Origin of the sequence: Streptomyces sp. CC224B (assembly GCF_030010595.1) — a bacterium.
GTDB lineage: Bacteria > Actinomycetota > Actinomycetes > Streptomycetales > Streptomycetaceae > Streptomyces > Streptomyces longispororuber.
This window is the reverse complement of record NZ_JASCXL010000013.1, coordinates 17,671-38,385: the sequence shown is the minus strand read 5'-3', so window position 1 is coordinate 38,385 and position 20,715 is coordinate 17,671. Positions and strand designations below refer to the sequence as shown.

Annotated in this window: 11 protein-coding genes and 1 pseudogene; 10 read left to right on the top strand and 2 right to left on the bottom strand. The window is 74.4% G+C overall.

The genetic code is table 11. From position 1 onward, the window contains the following. Nucleotides 1-21: 21 nt before the first annotated feature. From QK440_RS07745 to QK440_RS07725, 5 genes and pseudogenes are all read left to right on the top strand, one after another. Entirely contained in the window at nucleotides 22-1,260 is a 1,239-nt protein-coding gene (locus tag QK440_RS07745; RefSeq protein WP_282792239.1) for a sensor histidine kinase, read from the top strand. Continuing rightward, nucleotides 1,257-1,940, top strand: coding sequence for a response regulator transcription factor (locus QK440_RS07740; RefSeq protein ID WP_282792238.1), 684 nt, complete (start codon nucleotides 1,257-1,259; stop codon nucleotides 1,938-1,940). The genes QK440_RS07745 and QK440_RS07740 overlap by 4 nt, the downstream gene beginning before the upstream one ends. A gap of 273 nt (nucleotides 1,941-2,213) precedes the next feature. Beyond that, nucleotides 2,214-2,807: pseudogene (locus tag QK440_RS07735) on the top strand (helix-turn-helix domain-containing protein); the annotation flags it as partial. Nucleotides 2,808-3,019: 212 nt separating this feature from the next. Then, on the top strand, nucleotides 3,020-4,369 hold the full coding sequence (locus QK440_RS07730; RefSeq protein ID WP_282792237.1) for an MFS transporter: 1,350 nt from the start codon (nucleotides 3,020-3,022) through the stop codon (nucleotides 4,367-4,369). A 653-nt stretch (nucleotides 4,370-5,022) separates the two neighbouring features. Beyond that, a complete protein-coding gene (locus tag QK440_RS07725; protein ID WP_282792236.1) occupies nucleotides 5,023-10,254 on the top strand; it encodes a CHAT domain-containing tetratricopeptide repeat protein in 5,232 nt (1,743 codons plus the stop codon). A 56-nt stretch (nucleotides 10,255-10,310) separates the two neighbouring features. Here the strand turns inward: QK440_RS07725 and QK440_RS07720 are convergent, their stop codons facing one another. Further along, nucleotides 10,311-11,369 (bottom strand): LacI family DNA-binding transcriptional regulator, encoded by a 1,059-nt coding sequence (locus QK440_RS07720; protein WP_282792235.1) that lies wholly within the window; start codon nucleotides 11,367-11,369, stop codon nucleotides 10,311-10,313. 332 nt (nucleotides 11,370-11,701) lie between these two features. Between QK440_RS07720 and QK440_RS07715 the strand changes: the two genes are divergently transcribed. The 5 genes from QK440_RS07715 (at nucleotide 11,702) to QK440_RS07695 (ending at nucleotide 19,643) form a co-directional block, all read left to right on the top strand. Next, a complete protein-coding gene (locus QK440_RS07715) occupies nucleotides 11,702-13,015 on the top strand; it encodes an extracellular solute-binding protein (protein WP_282792234.1) in 1,314 nt (437 codons plus the stop codon). A gap of 31 nt (nucleotides 13,016-13,046) precedes the next feature. After that, nucleotides 13,047-14,024 (top strand): sugar ABC transporter permease, encoded by a 978-nt coding sequence (locus tag QK440_RS07710; protein WP_282792233.1) that lies wholly within the window; start codon nucleotides 13,047-13,049, stop codon nucleotides 14,022-14,024. Then, the gene (locus QK440_RS07705; RefSeq protein WP_282792232.1) at nucleotides 14,021-14,950 is read left to right on the top strand and encodes a carbohydrate ABC transporter permease; all 930 of its coding nucleotides are present in this window, start codon (nucleotides 14,021-14,023) and stop codon (nucleotides 14,948-14,950) included. The genes QK440_RS07710 and QK440_RS07705 overlap by 4 nt, the downstream gene beginning before the upstream one ends. 159 nt (nucleotides 14,951-15,109) lie before the next feature. Continuing rightward, nucleotides 15,110-16,381 (top strand): glycosyl hydrolase, encoded by a 1,272-nt coding sequence (locus QK440_RS07700; RefSeq protein WP_282792231.1) that lies wholly within the window; start codon nucleotides 15,110-15,112, stop codon nucleotides 16,379-16,381. A gap of 244 nt (nucleotides 16,382-16,625) precedes the next feature. After that, entirely contained in the window at nucleotides 16,626-19,643 is a 3,018-nt protein-coding gene (locus QK440_RS07695) for a glycoside hydrolase family 38 C-terminal domain-containing protein (protein ID WP_282792230.1), read from the top strand. Nucleotides 19,644-19,693: 50 nt separating this feature from the next. Here QK440_RS07695 and QK440_RS07690 read toward each other — a convergent pair whose 3' ends face one another. Next, nucleotides 19,694-20,518, bottom strand: a complete 825-nt coding sequence (locus QK440_RS07690) for an alpha/beta hydrolase (RefSeq protein ID WP_282792229.1) — start codon at nucleotides 20,516-20,518, stop codon at nucleotides 19,694-19,696. Nucleotides 20,519-20,715: the final 197 nt, after the last annotated feature.

The window sequence follows — 20,715 nt, the reverse complement described above, 5'->3', positions numbered from 1 at the left end:
GCCCATCGGTATTGTCGAGCGATGCACAGAACGGGGCGGCGCCTGCGGAGCGGCGCGCATCTGCTGGCGATCGACGCCTGCGTGGCGGCCGTGGTGACAGCCGGGTACGTGGCACTGGCCGACCAGGATGCCTCGGACGGTCTGCCTCGGTTCTCCGGCCCGTGGTGGCTGGGCTGGCTGGTGGCCGTCTGTGTGGGGGTGCCGCTGGCCGTTCGGCGCCTGTGGCCCCTGCCTGCCCTGGCCGTAGTTCTGGGTGCTTCGGCGACGGCGACACTGCTCGACATCACCCGTGACCCTTACATCTCTGCGGCCTTGGCCGTCTACGCGGTGGCGCTCGTTGAGCCGACACGCCGGGCTTCGGCAGCGTTCGCCCTGACCCTGGTTGTCTCGGCAGCCGCGGTCATCACCGGTGAAGCGGTCCTGACGCCCTCCGGCCCGTGGACGGAAGCCGTCGGCACCGCCGTCCTCGTCTGGCTGGTCATCGGGGCGGCGTGGGCCGCAGGGCGTGTCGTGCGCGAACGGAGATGCCGAGCGGCCCGAAGGGACCGTCGCCTTGCGGAGGAGGCACTGGCCGAAGAACGCCTGCGCATCGCCAGAGAACTGCACGACATCGTCTCGCACAGCCTCAGCGTGATCGTCGTCAAAGCGGCGGTGGCCAACCATGTGGCCGAGGCACGCCCCCAGGAGACGCGCGATGCCATCCAGGCGATCGAGCAGACCGGCCGGGAGGCGCTCACCGAGATGCGCCGTGCCCTGGGAGTGCTACGCGGCGACACTGCTGGTCGGCGCACGCGAGAGCCCGGTTCGGCGGAGACGGCTCCCCCTCCCGGACTGGACGACCTGCCGGCCCTCATCCAGCGTGCCGAGCGAGCGGGGGTTCGTACCGAACTCCGCACCCGGCTGGCCGTCGGCCTCCCCGCGGGGACGGCGCTGGCCGTCTACCGGATCGTGCAGGAGGCTCTGACGAACGTGGTCAAGCACGCCGGCGACGGAACGCGCTGCCAGGTGACGATCACAGTCGACTCGCGAGGAGAAGTGCGCATCGAGGTGGCGGATGACGGAGCCGGGAACCCGGCCGCGACCGACCGGGTGGAACTCAGGGGTGGTCATGGACTCGTGGGGATGCGTGAACGCGTGTTGCTGTATGGCGGGACGTTGGCCGCCGGGCCACGGCCCGGCGGCGGGTTCGCTGTGTCGGCTCGTCTCCCGCCCGAACCCACTCACTGCACGGCTGCGAGCCGGAAGGAGAAGACCGCGTGACCGAACCGATCCGGGTACTCGTCGCCGATGACCAGTCCCTGCTCCGAGGCAGCTTCCGGGTGCTCATCGACACCGCCCCCGGCCTGGCGGCGGTGGGCGAGGCCGGCACCGGAGCCGAAGCTGTCGAGGGTGCGCAGCGGCTCTGCCCGGACGTGGTGCTGATGGACATCAGGATGCCCGGCATGGACGGCATCGAAGCGACACGGCGCATAGCCGGTTCCCCCGAGACAGCCGGGACACGCGTTCTCATGCTCACCACCTTCGACCTCGACGAGTACGTGTACGGCGCGTTGCGTGCGGGGGCAGCGGGATTCCTCCTCAAGGACACGTCTCCCGAGGTGCTGCTGGCAGGCATCCGCACTGTCGCCGCCGGAGAGTCCCTCCTCGCCCCTTCGGTGACCCGCCGCCTGATCGCCGAGTTCGCCCGTCTTCCCCATGCGCACCATGCGCCGGGCTCCTCGCTCGAGGACCTCACGGAGCGCGAGCGTGAGGTCCTGGTGCTCGTGGCACGTGGCCTCTCCAACGCCGACATCTCCGAGTACCTCCACCTCAGCAACGGCACCGTCAAGACCTACATCGGTCGGCTGCTGAACAAGCTGCGTGCCCGGGACCGCGCGCAGCTGGTGATCAGCGCCTACGAGTCAGGGCTCGTCAGCGCCGCTCAGCAATCGACCGATTGATGAGCAAGATCGGTAAGTCGTCTCCCGCAACGCCATCTACTACTACGTGCCCGAACTGAAGGGCACCCCGTTTCGGTGCCGCCCGTCGGCACTCCCTCCCTTTCCCTTTCTCCCAAAGTATTTTTGCAAAAACTCTTTTGGGGAACGGGTGTGGCGGCCTACCCTCCCCGTATGGCTGACGAACAGAGCCCGGAAGCGGCCCCTGCGGGCGGGGCCTCGGCGAGCGGTGCCCCGGCGGGTGGCGTCCCGGCGGGAGAGGAGCGCGGTGACGCCGTGTCGCACCGTCGCGTTCTCGACCCGGAGCAGGACACCGCCGCCCTCAAGGCCCTCACCCACCCCCTGCGCATCAGGCTGCTCGGCATGCTGCGCGCGGACGGCCCGGCCACGGCCAGCGAACTCGCCGCCCGTACCGGCGAGTCGTCCGCCTCCACCAGCTACCACCTGCGGGTCCTGGCGAAGTACCGGTTCGTCACCGAGGCCGAGCACCGCGACGGCCGTGAGCGGCGCTGGCGGTCGGTCCACGCCGTCACCAGCTGGGACAACGCCGACATGGACGCCTCCCCGGCGGGCCGCGCCTTCATGAGCCACATGGCCCGGCGCCAGATCGACCACCTGAGCGCGGCGCTGGCCCGGCACGAGCGGGACCTGGAGTCCGGGCGCCTCGACCGCGCGTGGCGCGAGCACGCGGGGATCACGGACCTGCTGCCCCGCCTGACACCCGAGTCGCTGGCCGAACTGTGGCAGGTCTTCGAAGGCAAGCTCGCCGAGCTCACCGCGCGCGACGCCGACGACCCACGGGCGGAACAGGTCGTGGTCCTGGCGGCGACGCTGCCGCTGGCGGGGCACCCGGCGGAGGCCGATGCCGACGCCGGGGCTGATGCCGGGGGCAGCGCCGGTGCCGAGGCCGAAGGTGCTTCGGGGGCGGAGGCGACGGCCGGGCAGTCGCACGGTACGGACGAAGCGGTCGCGGCCGCGGAGGCGACGGCCGAGCAGTCGCAGGGCGCGGGCCGGGCGGCCGGGGCAGGGGACGCCGTGGGGGACCCCGGTGGTTCCGGGGAGCCCGGGAACGTCACCGTCACGTGGACGAGCTCGTGACCCGGCGCGTCCTCGACCCCCGTGCCGCCCGGCGGCGCTACGTCGTCGCCTGCGGGCTCTTCTGGCTGCCCCTGGGCCTCGCCATCGCCCCGATGGTGCCGCTCATGACCGAGCGTGGGCTCGCCCTGACGGCCGTCGCGGGCTGCGTCGCCGCGCACTCGCTGACCGCCGCCCTGCTGGAGCTGCCGACCGGCGGGCTCTCCGACGTCCTGGGGCGGCGGACCGTGCTCGCCGCCGCGGGCGTACTCGACGCGGTGGCGCTGCTGCTGCACGCGCTCGGCACCACCGCCTGGGTGCTCGCCGCCGCCATGGCCCTCAAGGGCGCCGGCCGCGCCCTGTCCAGCGGACCCGCCGAGGCCTGGTACGTCGACACCGTGCACGCGGCCGCCGGGCCCGACGCCGACCTGCGCACCGGCCTGGCGCGCGGTTCCACCGCCACGGCCGTCGCGCTCGCTGTCGGTACGCTCGCCGGTGGCACGCTGCCCTGGCTCCTCGGACTCGGCCCGGACTTCGGCGACCGGCTCGACGAGGCCACCTCGGGGCTCGTCCTGCCGCTGTCCGTGCCGGCGCTGCTGGGCGTGGCCCTGGCCGTCGCCTTCGTCGTGTACGTCCTGACGGCCCTGCCCGAGCCGCCCCGGCCGCGCGCCACCCTGCGCGGAGTCCTGCGCGACGTGCCGGGCACGGTCGTGGCCGGGGTGCGCCTGGCCGGGCGCGACGCCCTGGTGCGCCGCGTCGTGCTCACGGCGGGTGCGGCGGGCAGCGCCCTGGTCACCCTGGAGCTCCTCACGCCGGGCCGCGCCGCCGACGTGACCGGCGCGGCGGAGTCGGGCGCGGTGGTCTTCGCCGGGCTCGCCTGCGCCGGATACCTGTGCTCGGCCCTCGGCAGCCAGCTCGCGCCGCCCGTGGCCCGGCTCGCCGGGAGCGGGGAACGCGCCGTCCTCGTCTGCCTCGCCGCCGCGGGGGGCGGACTGCTGCTGCTCGCCGTCACGGCGGCGGCCTCGGGCCCGGCACCGCTGCTGCTCGCCATCGGCGGCTACGTCCTCGTGTACCTCGGCCTCGGCGCCGCGGGACCCAGCGAGAACGAGCTGCTGCACCGGCGGGTGACGAGCGAGGGCCGCGCCACGGCGCTGTCCGTCCAGTCCCTCGCGCTGCAACTGGTCGGCGCGGTCACGGGCCTGGCCGCGGGCGCTCTCCCGGCGGGCCCGGCACGCTGGCTGCTCGGCGCCGCCGTCCTGCTCGCGGGCGCCGCGCTGTGGATACGCCGCGGGCCCCGGTCCGCCGGGGCCGGTGAGCCGAAGCCGCCCGTCAACACGGCGCACCTGGCCGAACGCTGACGTTTACGCACGGGAACCGCGACCTCACCCATGGCGTTCCTGGGGGATGAACTGAGGGACGGCACGAGGGGGACGCGGTGCTGGGGCTGCACATGCTGGTCACGTGGGCCGGGTCGATGCACGATCGATTTGGGTCGGCAGTGACGGGGGTGACGGGGGTGCCCGGGTCGCCGGGGACGTCGAGAAGGGCGGGGGCGCCGGGGGCGCCGGGGGCTCCGGGAGTGCCGGGGGCGCCCGGGACGTCGGGGACGTCGAGAAGGGCAGAGGCGTCGGGAGGGCCGGGTACAGCGGGAACAGCGGCGGCAGCGCCGGGAGCGCCGGAGGCGTGGGAGGAATCGGCGGCTTCGCAGACGCCGCAGATGCCGGAGGCAGGCGAGGTGCGGGCCGCCGCCCCGGCCACGCCGGATGACCCGGCTGCGGGGGCTGCGGCGGTCCCGCCGCGGGTGACGGACCCGACAGCGGGTGACACCGCCCACGGGGTGGCCTCCGAGGGAGCGAGGGCGCAACCGGCAGCGGCAGCGGGCCCGTTCGCGGCGGTCGACGACACAGCCGCAGTCGACCCGAGGGCCGCTGTCGACCCGACGGCGGCAGTCGCCCCGAGGGTCGCCGTCGGGTCAGCAGCGGCAACCGCCCCGGTGGCGGCCGGCGACTCGGTGCCGGCAGCCACTCCGGTACCGGCCCGGCACCCGGCCGCCGTCGAACCCGCAGCCGCGGCCATGGGCATCGACCGCACCGCGGCCATGGGCATCGACCGCGCCGCGGTCGGACGGCGGTTGCGGGCCTTGGTCGCCGGGCCGACGCCGGGTCGGCGCGACAACGTGGTGGCGAGGTCGGCCGGTGCGGCGGCGGCACTGCTGGCGGACATCGTCGCGTACGGAGCCACCTGCCACGACCCGTGGGCGGTACACGAGGAGGCCGAACTCCTCGCGGACGCACTCGAAACCGTCGCCGCCGCCCTCGCTGCGGGCGGCGATCCGTACGGCGGCGACGCGCGGCACGCCGGGCGGACGCTGTCCGCGCAGACGCACCTGCTGCGCGGCATCGCCGCCGACGCGGCCGGGCAACGGCAGCGGGCACACCGGTACTTCACACTCGCCGCGCGCCCGGCCACCGCCCGCCTCGACGGTGTCGCCCACGCGCTCGCCACCATGGGGGCCGCCCTCACGGACGAGGCGGCACACCGCACGCGGGCAACAGTCCCTCGCACGCCCCGCATGAACGAAGCGGCCATCCGCACGCCTGCCACCGAAGAGGCGGCCGCCCCCGCGTCCCCCGCCGCAGTCCCGCCCCCGGCCCGGGACGTGCTCGCCCCGCTCGAAGACCTGTGCGGCCGTGCCCTCCCCGGCCTCCGCGCGGGGGTCACCGTACGGTGCGCGGCGTACGCGGCGGTGCGTGCGGCGACGAAGGGGCGGGGCGGGCGGCGCGAGGCCCTCGCGCGCTGGCTGGAGCGGTGGGGGAGCGGTGCCGAGGTCGAGCTGTGGATCGCATGGAACCATCCCCTCCACCCCGGGCCGGAGGCGCACGTACGAGATGACGAGGCGCTGCCCGCGTGGGCGGCCCTGGGCGACCAGGTGCTCGCGGCGTACCCGCGGGCCGCCGGCTTCCGCCGGACACTCGCGCGCCGACTGCGCGCCGAGGGCGCGACGGCCCGGGAGATCCACGTCCTCACCGCCCTCCTGGCCGACGACCCCGGTGACGAGCAGGCGGTCACGGCCCTCGCCCACGCGTACGCCGTGGCGGGCCGGCCCGCCGAGGGGGTGGCGCTGCTCCGCTCCCGCGTCACCGACCCGCCCGTACCGGCTGACGCACCCCTCGTCGAACTGCTCGCGCTGCTCCTCGCCCACTGGGGGCACCCCGAAGCCCGGAAGTGGGACGAGGAACTGGCGCGTATCAGCGGTCGCCGCGCGCACGTGCTGCCACCCACGACGGACGACGTCCGCGCGTACGCCGCACCACCGTCCGGATACGCGCGCTTCGAGGGAGGCCCGCGGACCGGCGTATGCATGAAGGGCGGCGGCCGGTTCGACGAACTCGACGAGCACCGGCCCGGCGCGGCGGGCGTACGGCGTGAGGGTGGTGAACCGAGTCAACGCGGCGAACATGTTGGGCTTGGCCAACGCGGCGAAGCCGGTGAACCCAGTCAACCCGACGAGCCCGGAACTCTACGACGGACCGGCGGACTTGGTGAACGCGGTCAACCCACTGGATCCAGTGAACCGCAACGCCCTGGCGAGTCTTGTGAACCCAGTCAACCCGTTCACCGCGATGAATCGATCGGATCCGCAGAGCGAGCCGCAGAGTTCTGTGAAGTCGGCGCATGGGGTGCAGGCGACAGATGCGGCGAACGCGGCAAAGCTTGTGAACCCGGTCAACCAACCACCCCAAGCGACACCGACGCACACATCCGTGCCGCTCTGATCGCGGGAAGCCCAGACCGCCGCCGGGAATTGCTGCGGCTCGCGGAGGACGACCCCCGATGCGCGGCCAAGGCGGCCAAGCTGCTCGGCGTGCCCCTCGTGACCCGCGCCGGGCGCGAGGCGGCCGACCTCATCGCGCGCGGGGAGGGCCACTTCCACCGGGGTGAGTACGCCGACGCCGCGGGGTGCTACCGCCAGGCCCTGGAGGCCGACCCGGACAGCTCGCTCGCGTTGTTCATGCTCGGTGACGTGCACTTCGTCCGCCGGGAGACGGGGCTCGCGCGGGTCCACTTCCAGGAGTCGCTCGCCGTGGAGGAGACGCCGCTGGCCTGGCGGTTCCTCGGCGACACCTTCCGGGAGACCCCCGACGGTACGGAGGAGGCGCGGCGTTGCTACGAGCGCGCGCTGGCCCTCGACCCCGGCCACGGCGGAGCCCGCCACGCGCTCGCGACGCTGCCCCCGCGCACCGAGGCTCCCACCGCACCACCGGCCCCCACCGCACGACCGGCCCCCACCGCACGACCGGCCCCCGCCGCACGACCGGCCCCCGCCGCACGACCGGCCCCCACTGCACCACCGGCCCCCGCCGAAAGCGGCGCGGCACCCGAACCGCCCACCCCCAGCCTCGTCCCCGGCCCCACCCCCGACCCCGCGGTCGCCCCCACCCCCGCTCCCGCAGCCAACCCCCAGCCCCCAGCGCTCCAACCCGCCGACCGTGAAGCGGCACTGCGGGAGCGCGGCCCCGCGCTGCGGGCGCTGTTCGACGCCGTGGGCGACGACGCCCGCTTCGACGCCTGGCTGCGGCGGCAAGGGGCGCACCACTGGGCGGAGGCGGCCGACGCGCTGCGGGAGATGGTGGTCCACCGGGGTACCGGGGCGAAGGACGTCGAGCGCTCCTTGCTGCTCGCCCGGCGCGGTGTCCAGCTCGCGGAGCACCTGGACACCCAGTGGCCCACGGGTGACCCCGCCGGGGCGGGCCGGGCGCGGCTGCTCGCCGACGCCCTGCACCGGGCCGCGGACGTCCTCGAAGCGATGGGCCGCCACAGTGAGGCCTACGACCTGCTGCGCCAGGCCGAGCGGTGGACGGAGGCCGACGAGCACGAGCGGGAGCGCGCGGGCCGCGAACCCTGGGCCGGTTCCGGCCACGTCGGCCCGCTCGACTCCTGGGCTGCGCTGTACGCGGCGCTCGGCCGCCTGGCGCGGCGCTGCGACGACGCGGCCGCCGCCGAGGACTACCAGCACAGGCTGGACGAGCTCACCGCCGACACCCTCTCGGCCGACCCCGGCCGGGCCCTTGCGCTCGTCGAACTCGGCCTCGCCTGGCAGCGGTTGGGCGAGTGGGAACGGGCCCTGAGCTGGTTCCACAAGGCCCTGGCGCTCGCCGGGCGCGAGGCGCCGCGCCCACCGGTGCGGGTCGCCCTCGCCGCCGCCCACCACCACGTAGGCGTTGCCCTCGGCGAGTTGGGCCTGCCCCGCACGGCGCTGCGCCACCTCGCCGAGGCCCGCCGACACGCCTGCGGCGACGCCGACCGGCTCGCCCGGAACTGGCTGGCCACCGCCTCCGTACTGCGCCGCCGACCCGACCTCGGCCACGCCGTGCCGGCGTACGAGAGGGTCCTGCGCCTGGCGGGCGTGCCGGGCGGCGCGGGCGGCCCGCGGTCCCGGGCGCCGCACGGCGGGCTCCCGGCCACGATCGCCCCCGGGCGCGCCTGGCCCGCGATCCTGCCCATGGCGCACGCGGCCTGGGAGTACGGCGAGCAGGACACGGCTGCGGACGTCCTCGAACGCGGTGCGGAGCTGACCGCCCTGGTGCGCGCCGCCGAGCCCGACCCCCAGCGGCGCCTGCGCCTCGACGACGACGTGGCGACGGCGTACGCGCTGCTGACCCGCTTCCACCTGCGGCGGGCGGAGGGTGCGGTCCGGGGCGAGGACGCCCGCCACCACGTCACCGCCGCCTTCGCCGCCTCGGAGCGGCTGCGCGCCCGGCCCCTGCTCGACGCCATGAGCAGTGCGCGGCTGCGCGCCCCCGACGGCGTACCGCCCGCCCTGCTGCGCCACGAGGCCGAACTGCTCCGCGAGCGCACGGCACTGACAGCGGCACCCGTGGTGGACCGGCGGCGCCTCCACGACCTCACCGCGCGGCTGGACACTGTGTGGCGGGAGATCGCCGGGTACGGTCCGCTCGCCGAGGAGTACGGCGCGGTCCGCCGCGCCACCGCCATCGACCCGGCCGCGGTGCGCCGCGCACTCGCCGGGCAGCGCACCGTCCTGGCCTCGTACGCGCTGCTCGACACCGGCGAGATCGCCCTGTTCACCGTCGACGGGGGCACGGGTGGGACGAGTGAGGCGGGCAGGGCCAGTGAGGCAGGCGGGACAGGCGATCCCGGCGGCACCCACGACGCGGACGGCCTCCCCGGCCCCGACGGCACGCGCATCACCCCCCTCGGCCCCGACGGCACACGCGTCCCGCCCCTCGACGGCGGCGGCCTGCGTGTCACCCCCCTCGACATCGACGGCACGGCAGTGCTGCGCTTCGTCGAGGCCAACCTCAGCAGCGCGGGGCGGGTCCGGGCGATGGCCGAGGCCGTGCCGGGTCGCTTCCACCGCGTCCTGGACCCGCTCGTCGCGCCGCTGGCCGCGCTCACCCGCCCCGGGGACACCGTCCTCGTCTGCCCGGCCGGCGCGCTGCGCGCCATCCCCTTCCACGCCCTGCGCCCCGACGGCACGGGCACGCTCATCGACCGCAACCCGGTGGCGTACCTGCCCACCGTGACCTCGCTGCGGACGCTCGCCCGGCGCGCGCCCGGCCCCGGCGGCGGCACCGTCGTGACCGGCGACCCCGAGGGCGCCCCGCCGCGGACGCACGGCGAGTCCGCGGCCGTGGGGGAGCGGCCCGGCCGCACCCGGCTGCCCGGCGGGCCGGCGGACCACCAGCAGGTGGTGGGCGGCCCGCCCGGCACGGCGGTCGTGCACGCCGCCTGCCGTGCCGCCGTCGATCCCGCCGACCCCTTGTCCGCCGGGCTCGTCCTCGACGGCGTCGTCCTGACGGCCCGTGACGTCCTGCGCCAGGACTGGCACGGCGTACGGCTGGCCGTGCTCACCGGGGGCGGTACCGGCGGCACCGGCCGCGGCGACGACCTCCTCGGCCTGAGCGGGGCGCTGCTGCACGCGGGCGTACGGTCCCTGGTGACGAGCCTGTGGCCCGCCCCGGAGAACACCGCCGCGGCCCTCCTGGGGGACTTCCAGGACCTGGTCGCCGCGGGCGAGGCCCCGGCGCGCGCCCTGCGCACGGCCGTGCTCGCGGCCCGTGACCTCCCGGGCGGCGACCGCCTGGACACGTGGGCGCCGTTCCGCCTCCTCGGCGACTGGCGCGCCCCGGACGCTCCACCGACCCCGGGCGTCCCACTGGCCCCGTGCGCCCTATCGGCCCCGGACGACCCACCGGCCCCGGGCGACCCCGGGGCCTGACGCACCCGCCCCCGCCCCGGGGCGCCCTTCGGCCCGGGGCACCGCGCGCGTCCGCCTCACCCGGACGCGCGTACCGCCCCGGTGCTCTCCCGCTCGATGAGCGAGGGCAGCGGCACCTGGACCGTCGCGGACGGGCCGTCGTCGAGGAGGCCGAGGAGTTCGCGCGCGGCCGTGCGGCCGAAGGACACCGTGTCGCGGGACAGGGCCGTCAGCCACGGGTGCACCATGCGGCACAGGGCCGAGTCCTCCCAGGCCACCACGGACACGTCGGCGGGGACGGCGAAGCCGAGGGAGGCCGCGGCGGCCACCCCGGCCACGGCCATCACGTCGTTGTCGTAGACGAGCGCCGTCGGCGGGGACGCGGAGCGCAGCACCCGGCGGGTCGCGGCCGCGCCCTCCGCGTCCGAGTAGTCGGTGGTGACCGACCGCACCCCGCTCAGGCCCCGGCGCTCGGCCTCCGCGCGCAGCGTACGGATGCGGCGCTCGGTGTGCGCGAGGCCGGGGAGCCCGGCGATGTGGACGATGCGCCGGTGGCCGAGCGCGTGCAGATGCCCGACCACGGCGGCCATCGCGCCCGCGTCGTCCGCCCACACCGTCGACAGGCCGGGCCGCGGCGGCCGTTCGGGGTCGGGCACGCCCCCGGTGACCACCGCGGGCAGGCCCAGCTCCTCCAGGAGCGCGGGCCGGGGGTCGTCCGTGCGCGGGTCCACGACCAGGACGCCGTCGACCCGGTGCTCGGCCCACCACCGCCGGTACGCCGCGCACTCCGCGTCCACGTCCTCCACCACCTGGAAGAGCAGCCCGAGCTGACGCTCGGCCAGGACCTCCTGGACACCGGAGATGAGCTGGAGGAAGAACGAGTCGACGCCGAGCGTGCCCGCGGGCCGGGCCACGACCAGGCCGACCGTCGCCGCGCCCTCGCCGGACAGGGCGCGCGCCGCCGTGCTGGGCCGCCAGCCGAGCTGCTCGGCGACCCGGCGCACCCGGTCGCGGGTCACCTCGGAGACCCCGGGCCGGTCGTTGAGCGCGAAGGAGACGGCGCTCTCGGAGACACCGGCGCGCCGGGCGATGTCCTTCATGGTCGGCCGGCGCGCCGGTGACCGCTTGCCTTGCACCCGTTGCCCCTTTCCGCCTGCGGCAGGCGCGTCCGCCGCGGCGCACGCGCGGCTCGGTGGCCGTGCGGCCCTTGTGTCGCCGTACGGTACTAAAGCGCTTGAGCCAGCACACCCTAAAGCGCATTAGCTGAAGCTGGCAAGGCTTTCAACCAAAGGCGCTGACCAGGGAGTTCGAGCCGGGCCAGGCGTCGGGGAAGGCGAATCGTCACCAATCCATTGACTTTTCACCGGAACTCCATGCAGGGTCTGCCTCGGCGCGATTCCCCGCGGTCGCCACCGCCACCGGTGGCCCGCGCCCGCCCTCCGCCGGCCGAGCAAAGGAGCCGATCACCGTGCGTCATTCCTGGACATCCCGCAGCCCCCGCGGCCCCCGCAGAGCGGTCACGGCCGCCGTGGCCGCCGCCGTGCTGCTGCCCCTGAGCGCCTGCGGCGGCGGTGACGGCGGCGGCTCGGCCGACGCCTCCGGCAAGGTCGAGGGCAAGATCACCTTCCAGACCTGGAACCTCAAGGCGAACTTCAAGTCCTACTTCGAGGGCGTCATCGACGACTTCGAGAAGAAGTACCCCGGGACCGAGGTCAGGTGGGTCGACCAGCCCGGCGAGGGCTACGCCGACAAGATTAGCGCGGACGCCGCCGCGGGCACCCTCCCCGACGTCGTCAACGTCTCCCCGGACCTGGTGGCGCCGCTCGCCAAGGCCGGCCTCGCGCTCGACCTCGACAAGGCGGCGGGGAAGTACGAGAAGGAGTACCTCCCGGGCGCCTGGAAGAGCCACCAGGTGCCGGGCACGCAGGGCACCTTCGCCTTCCCCTGGTACCTGAACACCGGCCCGCTGTTCTACAACAAGCGGCTCTTCGAGGAGGCCGGTCTCGACGCCGACAAGCCGCCGAAGACGTACGGCGAACTCTTCGACGCCGCACTGGAGATAGCCAAGAAGAGCAAGGGCGACATCGCCACCCTCGCCAACGTCCCCACCATCGAGGACTTCGGCCGCTACGGCGTACCGCTCATGAACGAGGAAGGCACCGGCTTCACCTTCAACGACGCGAAGGGCGTCGACCTGCTCACGCGGTACAAGAAGCTGTACGACGCCAAGGCCCTGGACGCGCAGGCCCTGACCGCCACACCGGAGTCGACCGGCAAGAAGTTCCTCACCGAGGCCGTCGCCATGAACCCGGGCAGCGCGCTGGACCTGGAGAAGTTCAAGAAGGACGCCCCCGGCCTGTACAAGAACATCGGCATCACGCCGCAGATCAGCAACACCGGCAAGGACAACATGTACGTCATGGGCGTGATGGTGAACACCCGCACCAAGCAGACGCCCGCCGCCGTCGCCTTCGCGCACTTCGTCACCGACGCGCAGCGCCAGATGTCCTTCGCCAAGAAGGTCGCGATCTTCCCCAGCACCAAGGGCTCCCTCGACGACCCGTACTTCACCAAGCCCGACGGCACCGACGAGACGCGCGTGCGGATCGCCGCCGCCAAGTCCCTCAAGACCGCGGTGAACTACACCCCCGTGCTCTTCAGCGAGCAGATGAAGGTCGAGCTGCGTAACGCCGTCGCCAGGGCGCTCCAGGGCAAGCAGAGCCCCAAGGAAGCGCTTGACAACGCTGTCAAGGCCTGCGACCGGCTGCTCCAGCAGAGCTGAACCTCTGAACCTCGACCAGGGAACGTCAGCCATGTCAGCCATGAAGAGCCCGAGCCCCGCCGCCTCCCCGGCGCTGCCCGGCGGGCGGGCGCCCGCCGCCGGGGCGGCGCGCGCCGGCCGCCGCACGGACCGCCGCCGCGTCCGGCGCCAACTCCCGACCAGCCCCTGGCTGTTCGCCGCCCCCGGCCTCGTGGTCGTCGGCTGGTTCATCCTCTACCCGTTCGTCAGCACGGTCGCCAACGCCTTCACCGACAAACGGCAGTTGATCGACGGCGAGTACGTCGGCCTCGCCAACTTCCGCGAGCTGCTGCACGACGACATGTTCTGGATCGGGCTGCGCAACAGCACCCTCTACGTCCTCGTGGTCGTGCCCGCGCTGGTCGTCCTGCCGCTGCTGCTCGCGCTGCTCGTACAGAAGCAGATCCCCGGCATCACCTTCTTCCGGTCCGCCTTCTACACCCCCGTGGTCGCCTCGATCGTCGTCGTCGGCCTGATCTGGGTGTGGATGCTCGACGAGCGCGGCCTGGTGAACGCCGTCCTGGAGGCGGTGGGCGCGGACAAGGTCGGCTTCCTCAGCGACCAGTGGCTGCTGCTGTTCTCCGCCATGGCCGTCACGGTCTGGAAGGGCCTCGGCTACTACATGATCATCTACCTGGCGGCGCTCGCGAACGTCCCGCGCGAGCTGCACGAGGCCGCCGCCGTGGACGGCGCGGGGCCCCTGCGCCGCTTCCTCAGCGTCACCGTGCCCGCCGTGCGCTCCACCATGGTGCTCGTCGCCGCGCTGTCCTCCGTGGCCGCGTTCAAGGTGTTCTCCGAGGTGTACCTGATGGCGGGCCCCAACGGCGGACCCGCGGGCGAGGACACCACCCTCGTGATGCTGGTGCAGCGCACCGGCACCGGCCTGACCGGCCGCGTGGGCTACGCCTCCGCGATCTCCGTCGTCATCTTCGTCGTCACCGTCGCGCTGATGCTGCTCGTGCTGCGCGCGGACCGGAAGGAGAACCGATGACGACCCCGGACACCGAAGCGGCCCGCCCGCAGACCCTCGCGCCCCGGTCCTCCGCCGCCCCCCGGCGGCGGACGTGGCGGCCCACGGACGCGAACGGGCGCCACGTGCGCGGCTGGGAGCTGGTCCTGCGCTACGTCCTGCTGCTCGCCGTCCTCGCCCTGATGATCGGCCCGTTCCTGTGGCAGCTCTCGACGTCCCTGAAGGGCCCGCACGAGAACATCTTCAGCTCCCCGCCGAAGTTCCTGCCGTCCGACCCGACCCTGCACAACTACGAGCGCGTCGCCGACACCATCCCCGTGTGGGACTACGCGCTCAACTCCCTGAAGGTCGCCGCCGCGAACGTCGTCACCAACTGCGTGGGCGCCGCCCTCGCCGGCTACGCCCTCGCGCGGCTGCGCTACCGCGGCCGCAGGGCGGCCACGCTGGTGTTCATCCTCGCCATGCTCGTCCCCGTCGAGGGCATCATCATCGCCCAGTTCACCACCATGCGGGACCTCGGCCTCAACAACACCCTCATCGGCGTGCTGCTGCCCGGCTGCGTCTCCGCCCTGAACGTCCTGCTGATGCGCAACGCCTTCCTCAACGTGCCGTACGAGATCGAGGAGGCCGCCTTCGTCGACGGCGCCAACGTGTGGCAGCGGTTCACGCGCATCGCGCTGCCCGCCGTGAAGGGCACCCTGGCCGTCGTCGCGATCTTCGCCTTCATGGGCGCCTGGGACGACTTCCTGTGGCCCCTGATCGTGCTCAGCGACCCCGACAAGTTCACCCTCACCATCGGCCTCAACTATCTGCACGGCACCTTCGCCAACGACGAGCGCCTCGTCGCCGCGGGGACCGTCATCGCCGTCCTGCCGCTGATCGTCCTCTTCGCCTGCCTCCAGCGGTACTTCTTCCGCGGCGTGGGCGAGGGCGCGGTCAAGGGCTGACGCCCTCCGCCTCCCGAGGGCCGGGCGCGCCCGCGGCACGTCGCCCGCCACACGCCGGGCCTGCCGCACGCCGTGCCTGCGGCGCGCCCGCGGCGCACCGCGCCCGCCCCGCCCCCTGCCCGAACCGACCGACGCCCCCCCCGAGAACCAGGAACCGCCTTGACGTCAGACGACCAGCCCGGCGCCGCCGCCCCCGCCGCGCCGCCCCGCTTCGGCGTTAACTACACCCCGAGCCAGGGGTGGTTCCACCACTGGCTCGACTTCGACCTGGACGCCGTACGCCGTGACCTCGACGCCGTAGCCGCGCTCGGCCTGGACCACGTCCGGGTGTTCCCGATCTGGCCGTACTTCCAGCCCAACCGCACCCTGATCCGGCCGCGCGCCGTCGAGCAGCTCGTCGCCCTCGCCGACGCCGCCGCCGAGCGCGGGCTCGACGTCAACGTCGACGGGCTCCAGGGCCACCTGTCGAGCTTCGACTTCCTGCCCGCGTGGACGCAGACCTGGCACCGGCGCAACCTCTTCACCGACCCCGAGGTGATCTCCGGCCAGCGGGAGTACCTGCGCACGCTCGCCGCGGCCCTCGCCGACCGGCCCAACTTCATCGGCATGACCATCGGCAACGAGATCAACCAGTTCGCGGCGGGGCCGCACCCCGACCCGGACCGGATCACCGAGGCCCAGGCCGAGGCGTGGCTGCGGCAGGTGCTCGACGCGTGCGAGGAAGGCGCGCCCGGGCGGCTGCACCTGCACGCCGAGTACGACGCCGCCTGGTACCAGGACGACCAGCCGTTCACGCCCGCGCACGCCGCGCGGCTCGGGGCCGTCACCGCCGTGCACTCCTGGGTGTTCAACGGCACCGCGCAGCGCCACGGGCGCGACGGCGTCGCCACCGGGCAGCACGCCGCGTACCTCGTCGAGCTGTCCAAGGCCTGGGCCCTGGACCCGCACCGGCCCGTCTGGCTCCAGGAGGTCGGGGCGCCCGCGCCGCTCATCCCCGCCGCGGACGCCGCCGCGTTCACCGAGACCACGGTGACCGCCGCGCTCGACTGCGCGGGCCTGTGGGGCGTGACGTGGTGGTGCTCCCACGACGTGTCGCGGTCCCTGGCGGACTTCCCCGAGCTGGAGTACAGCCTCGGTCTGCTGACGAACGACGGCGAGGTCAAGCCCGCCGGGGCCGCGCTGGCCCGGATCGCCAAGGAGGCCCGCGCGGTGGCGCCCGCGCCCCGGACGACGGCGCTCGTCGTGGACATCGGCCCCGACGGGGGGCGGCGCTCCGCCTGCGGGCCCGGCGGGCCGGTCTTCGAGGCCTTCGCCCGGCTGGCCGGGGACGGGGTGCGGCCCGCGCTGGTCCTCGCGGACCTGGCTGCCGACGGGCGGCACCTGGCGCGGCGCGGCATCACGGAGGTGGTGCACCCGTCCGACGTCCTCTGACCGTTCCCGTTGCCCTCGCGGGGGCGCCCCAGTCCCGCCCCTTTTCCCAAACCAGGGGCTGCCGCCCCTGGACCCCGCTTCTTCGGCGCTGCGCGCCTCGTCCTCAAACGCCGGACGGGCTGGATTCTTCGCCGGAGCCCCCGGTCCCCGGAAAGGGGCGCCCGCGCGCTGATGAGCACAGTGGGGAGCCCCCGGCAGGGCCACCGCCTCAGCCACCCACCCCCGCGAACCCGAAGGACACCGCATGCACGACGACCGCTCCCTCATCGAAGGCCGCCTCAAGCGCGTCCTGGACGAACGCATCCGCCCGGCCGTATACCCCGAGTCCGTCCCCCTGGACGTGGCCGTCTGGACCGCCCCCGGCGAACCGGTCCCCGTGGCCGAAGGCCTCGCCGCCACCCCCGAGCCCATCGCGGTCGGCGCCCGCTGGGGCGCGCCCTGGGGCACGAGCTGGTTCCACGTGCGGGGCACGGTCCCCGCCGCCTGGGCGGGCCGCACCGTCGAGGCGATCCTGGATCTCGGCTTCGACGAGAACATGCCCGGCTTCCAGTGCGAGGGCCTCGTCTACCGCCCCGACGGCACCCCGGTGAAGGGCCTCAACCCGCGCAACCAGTGGGTGCGGATCGCCGCCCCCGCCGAGGGCGGCGAGAGCGTCGACCTGCGCGTCGAGGCCGCGTCGAACCCCGTCATCCTCGACTACCACCCCTTCCTGCCCACCCGGCTCGGCGACAAGGACACCGCGGGCAGCGAGCCGCAGTACCGCCTGGAGCGCATGGACCTCGCCGTCTTCGACGAGACGGTGTGGCAGCTCGTGATGGACCTGGAGGTCCTCGGCGAGCTGATGCAGGAGCTGCCGGAGGACTCCGGCCGCCGCCACGAGATCCTGCGCGCGGTCGACCGCGCCCTGGACGCGGTGGACCTCCAGGACGTCAACGGCACGGCGGCCGCCGCCCGCGCCGCGCTCGAAGGCGTCCTCGCCGCGCCCGCGCACGACTCCGCGCACCGGATCAGCGCCGTCGGCCACGCCCACATCGACTCGGCGTGGCTGTGGCCGCTGCGCGAGACCGTGCGCAAGGTCGCCCGGACCACCTCCAACATGACCGCCCTGCTCGACGACGACCCGGACTTCGTCTTCGCCATGTCGCAGGCGCAGCAGTGGGCGTGGATCAAGGAGCACCGGCCGGAGGTGTGGGCGAAGGTGAAGAAGGCCGTCGCCGACGGCCGGTTCGTCCCGGCGGGCGGCATGTGGGTGGAGTCGGACACCAACATGCCGGGCTCGGAGGCGATGGCCCGGCAGTTCGTGCACGGCAAGCGCTTCTTCCTGGAGGAGTTCGGCGTCGAGAACGACGAGGCCTGGCTGCCGGACACCTTCGGGTTCGCGGCGGGGCTCCCGCAGATCATCAAGGCAGCCGGGTCCAAGTGGCTGCTGACACAGAAGATCTCCTGGTCGCAGACCAACAAGTTCCCGCACCACACCTTCCGCTGGGAGGGCATCGACGGGACCCGCATCTTCACCCACTTCCCGCCCGTGGACACGTACAACTGCGCCGTGAAGGGCAGCGAGATCGCGCACGCCGCGCGGAACTTCAAGGACAAGGGCGTGGCCCGGCACTCCCTCGCGCCCGTGGGCTGGGGCGACGGGGGCGGCGGCACCACCCGCGAGATGATCGCGAAGGCCGCCCGGCTGCGGGACCTGGAGGGCTCCCCGGCCGTGCGCTGGGAGCGGCCGGCGGAGTTCTTCGAGAAGGCCGAGGCCGAGTACCCGAACGCGCCGGTGTGGGTCGGCGAGCTGTACCTGGAGCTCCACCGCGCCACGCTGACCAGCCAGGCCGGCACCAAGCAGGGCAACCGCCGCAGCGAGCACCTGCTGCGGGAGGCGGAGCTGTGGGCGGCGACGGCCGCCGTGCGGGCCGGGTTCCCGTACCCGTACGGGGAGTTGGACCGCATCTGGAAGACGGTCCTGCTGCACCAGTTCCACGACATCCTGCCCGGCTCGTCGATCGCGTGGGTGCACCGCGAGGTCCGCGCGACGTACGCCGCCGTGGCGGAGGACCTGGACGCCGTCATCCGCGCCGCCCAGAAGGCCCTGGCCGGGGACGGCACCCGGGAGCTGGTCTTCAACGCGGCGCCGCACGCCCGCGCCGGCGTCCCCGCGGGCGGCGCCCAGGCCCCCGCGGCCGACGGGCGGACGGCGGTCACCGCCCGCGCGGACGGCGGCCACGTCCTCGACAACGGCCTGCTGCGGGTCGAGGTCGACGCGCGCGGCCTGGTCGTCTCCGCGTACGACCTCGTCTCCGGCCGGGAGGCGGTCGCGCCGGGCCAGGCCGCCAACCTGCCCCAACTGCACGCCGACTTCCCCAACATGTGGGACGCCTGGGACGTCGACGCGTTCTACCGCCACACCGTCACCGACCTGTCCGAGGCCGAGGAGGTCGCGGTGGAGGGCGACGCGTCCGTGCGGGTCGTGCGCCGGTTCGGCGCCTCGCGGATGACGCAGGTCCTCACCCTCGCCCCCGGGCAGCGGCGCCTCGACATCGACACCGAGGTCGACTGGCACGAGACGGAGAAGTTCCTCAAGCTGGCCTTCCCGCTGGACGTGCACGCGGAGCGGTACGCGTCCGAGACGCAGTTCGGCCACTTCCACCGGCCCACCCACACCAACACGAGCTGGGAGGCAGCCAAGTTCGAGGCGTGCAACCACCGCTTCGTGCACGTCGAGGAGCCCGGCTGGGGCGTCGCCCTCGTCAACGACTCCACGTACGGCCACGACGTGACGCGCACGGTACGGGACGCCGACTCCGGGACGACCACGACCGTGCGGGTCTCGCTGCTGCGCGCCCCGCGCTTCCCCGACCCCGAGACCGACCAGGGCGTCCACCGCTTCCGGCACGCGCTGGTGCCCGGCGCCGACATCGTCGACGCGGTGCGCGAGGGCTACCGGATCAACCTGCCCGAGCGGCGGGTCACGGGCGGCGCGGCCGAGGTCGCCCCGCTGGTCGCGGTCGACGACGACGCCGTGGTCGTCACGGCCGTCAAGCTCGCCGACGACGGCAGCGGCGACGTCGTGGTCCGCTTCCACGAGGCCCGCGGCGGCCGCGCCCGCACCACCCTGCGCCTGGGCTTCGAGGCCGCCGACGTGGTGGCGACCGACCTGCTGGAACGACCCCTGGCCGACACCCCGGCGCCCGAGCGGGACGGCGGCGCCGTCACGCTGTCGCTGCGCCCGTTCGAGCTGGTCACGCTGCGGGTGCGCCGGGCCTGACGCCCGGCCCGCGCCCACCCCCGGTCCGCTGAGTCCACCCCCTGCGGGGCTCAGCGGACCGACTCGACGAACTCCCGCAGCACCGCGTCGAAGGCCTCCGGCCGCTCCATGTTCGGGTAGTGGGCCGTGCCCTCCACCGTCGCCGTACGGGACCCGGGCACGGAGCGGGCGAGGCGCTCGGCCATGGCGATGTTGTCGGGCCCGTCCAGGTCGCCGGTGACGGCCAGGACGGGCAGGCGCAGCCGCGCCGCCCGCGCCCAGGTGTCGGTCACGGGCACGAGGAGCTGCGGTTCGTCCCCGGCGTGCTTGGCGACCGTGCGCTCCGTCATCTCCCGCAGACGGCGCACGACGTCCGGGTCGACCTCGTCGAGCGTCCGGTGCGGGCCCGCCGCGTACAGCATCGTCGCGTCGACGAACGCGGCGGCGTCCCCGGCGGCGGCCGCGCGGGCCCACTCGGCCTGGACGGCCAGGGCCCACGGGTCCTCGTACGCGGGTTCACTGGTGCCCGCGCCGACGACCACGAGCGCGCCGACGAGGCCGGGGTGTTCGAGGGCGGTGTCCACGGCGATGCCCGCGCCCATCGACAGGCCGACGACGACCGCCGGGCCGACGTCCAGATGGCGCAGGAGCGCGGCGAGGTCGTCGGTCTGGCGGAACGGCACGCTCGCGTTGGCGGACCCGCCGTGGCCGCGCGTGTCCGGCGCGATCACCCGGTGGCGCCGGGCGAAGGAGGCCACCTGGTCGTCCCACATGCGGTGGTCGAGGAAACCGCCGTGCAGCAGGACCAGCGGGGGGCCGGAGCCGGGGCCGGTGTCGCGGTAGACGAGGGAGCCGTCGGCCGTGGGGAACTCGTACACATCGGAAGCACCAGTCATGACAACCAAGGTGTCATAACGAGTGCCAACATGGCAACCGAGGTGTCATATCGCGCGCGGAACGGCAACCGAGGTGTCATGATGCGGTGGTGCACGACGACCCGCGCGACCCCGACCGGCCGCCCACCCCCGGCGGGCCACCCACCCCTGACCGGCCGCTCACCCCGAACCATCCGACCGCCCCTGACCGTCCGCCC

Coding starts and splice junctions, on each gene's coding strand:
- QK440_RS07695 (WP_282792230.1), top strand. CDS start 16,626: ATGCACGACGACCGCTCCCTCATCGAAGGCCGCCTCAAGCGCGTCCTG.
- QK440_RS07690 (WP_282792229.1), bottom strand. CDS start 20,518: ATGACTGGTGCTTCCGATGTGTACGAGTTCCCCACGGCCGACGGCTCC.
- QK440_RS07745 (WP_282792239.1), top strand. CDS start 22: ATGCACAGAACGGGGCGGCGCCTGCGGAGCGGCGCGCATCTGCTGGCG.
- QK440_RS07705 (WP_282792232.1), top strand. CDS start 14,021: ATGACGACCCCGGACACCGAAGCGGCCCGCCCGCAGACCCTCGCGCCC.
- QK440_RS07710 (WP_282792233.1), top strand. CDS start 13,047: ATGTCAGCCATGAAGAGCCCGAGCCCCGCCGCCTCCCCGGCGCTGCCC.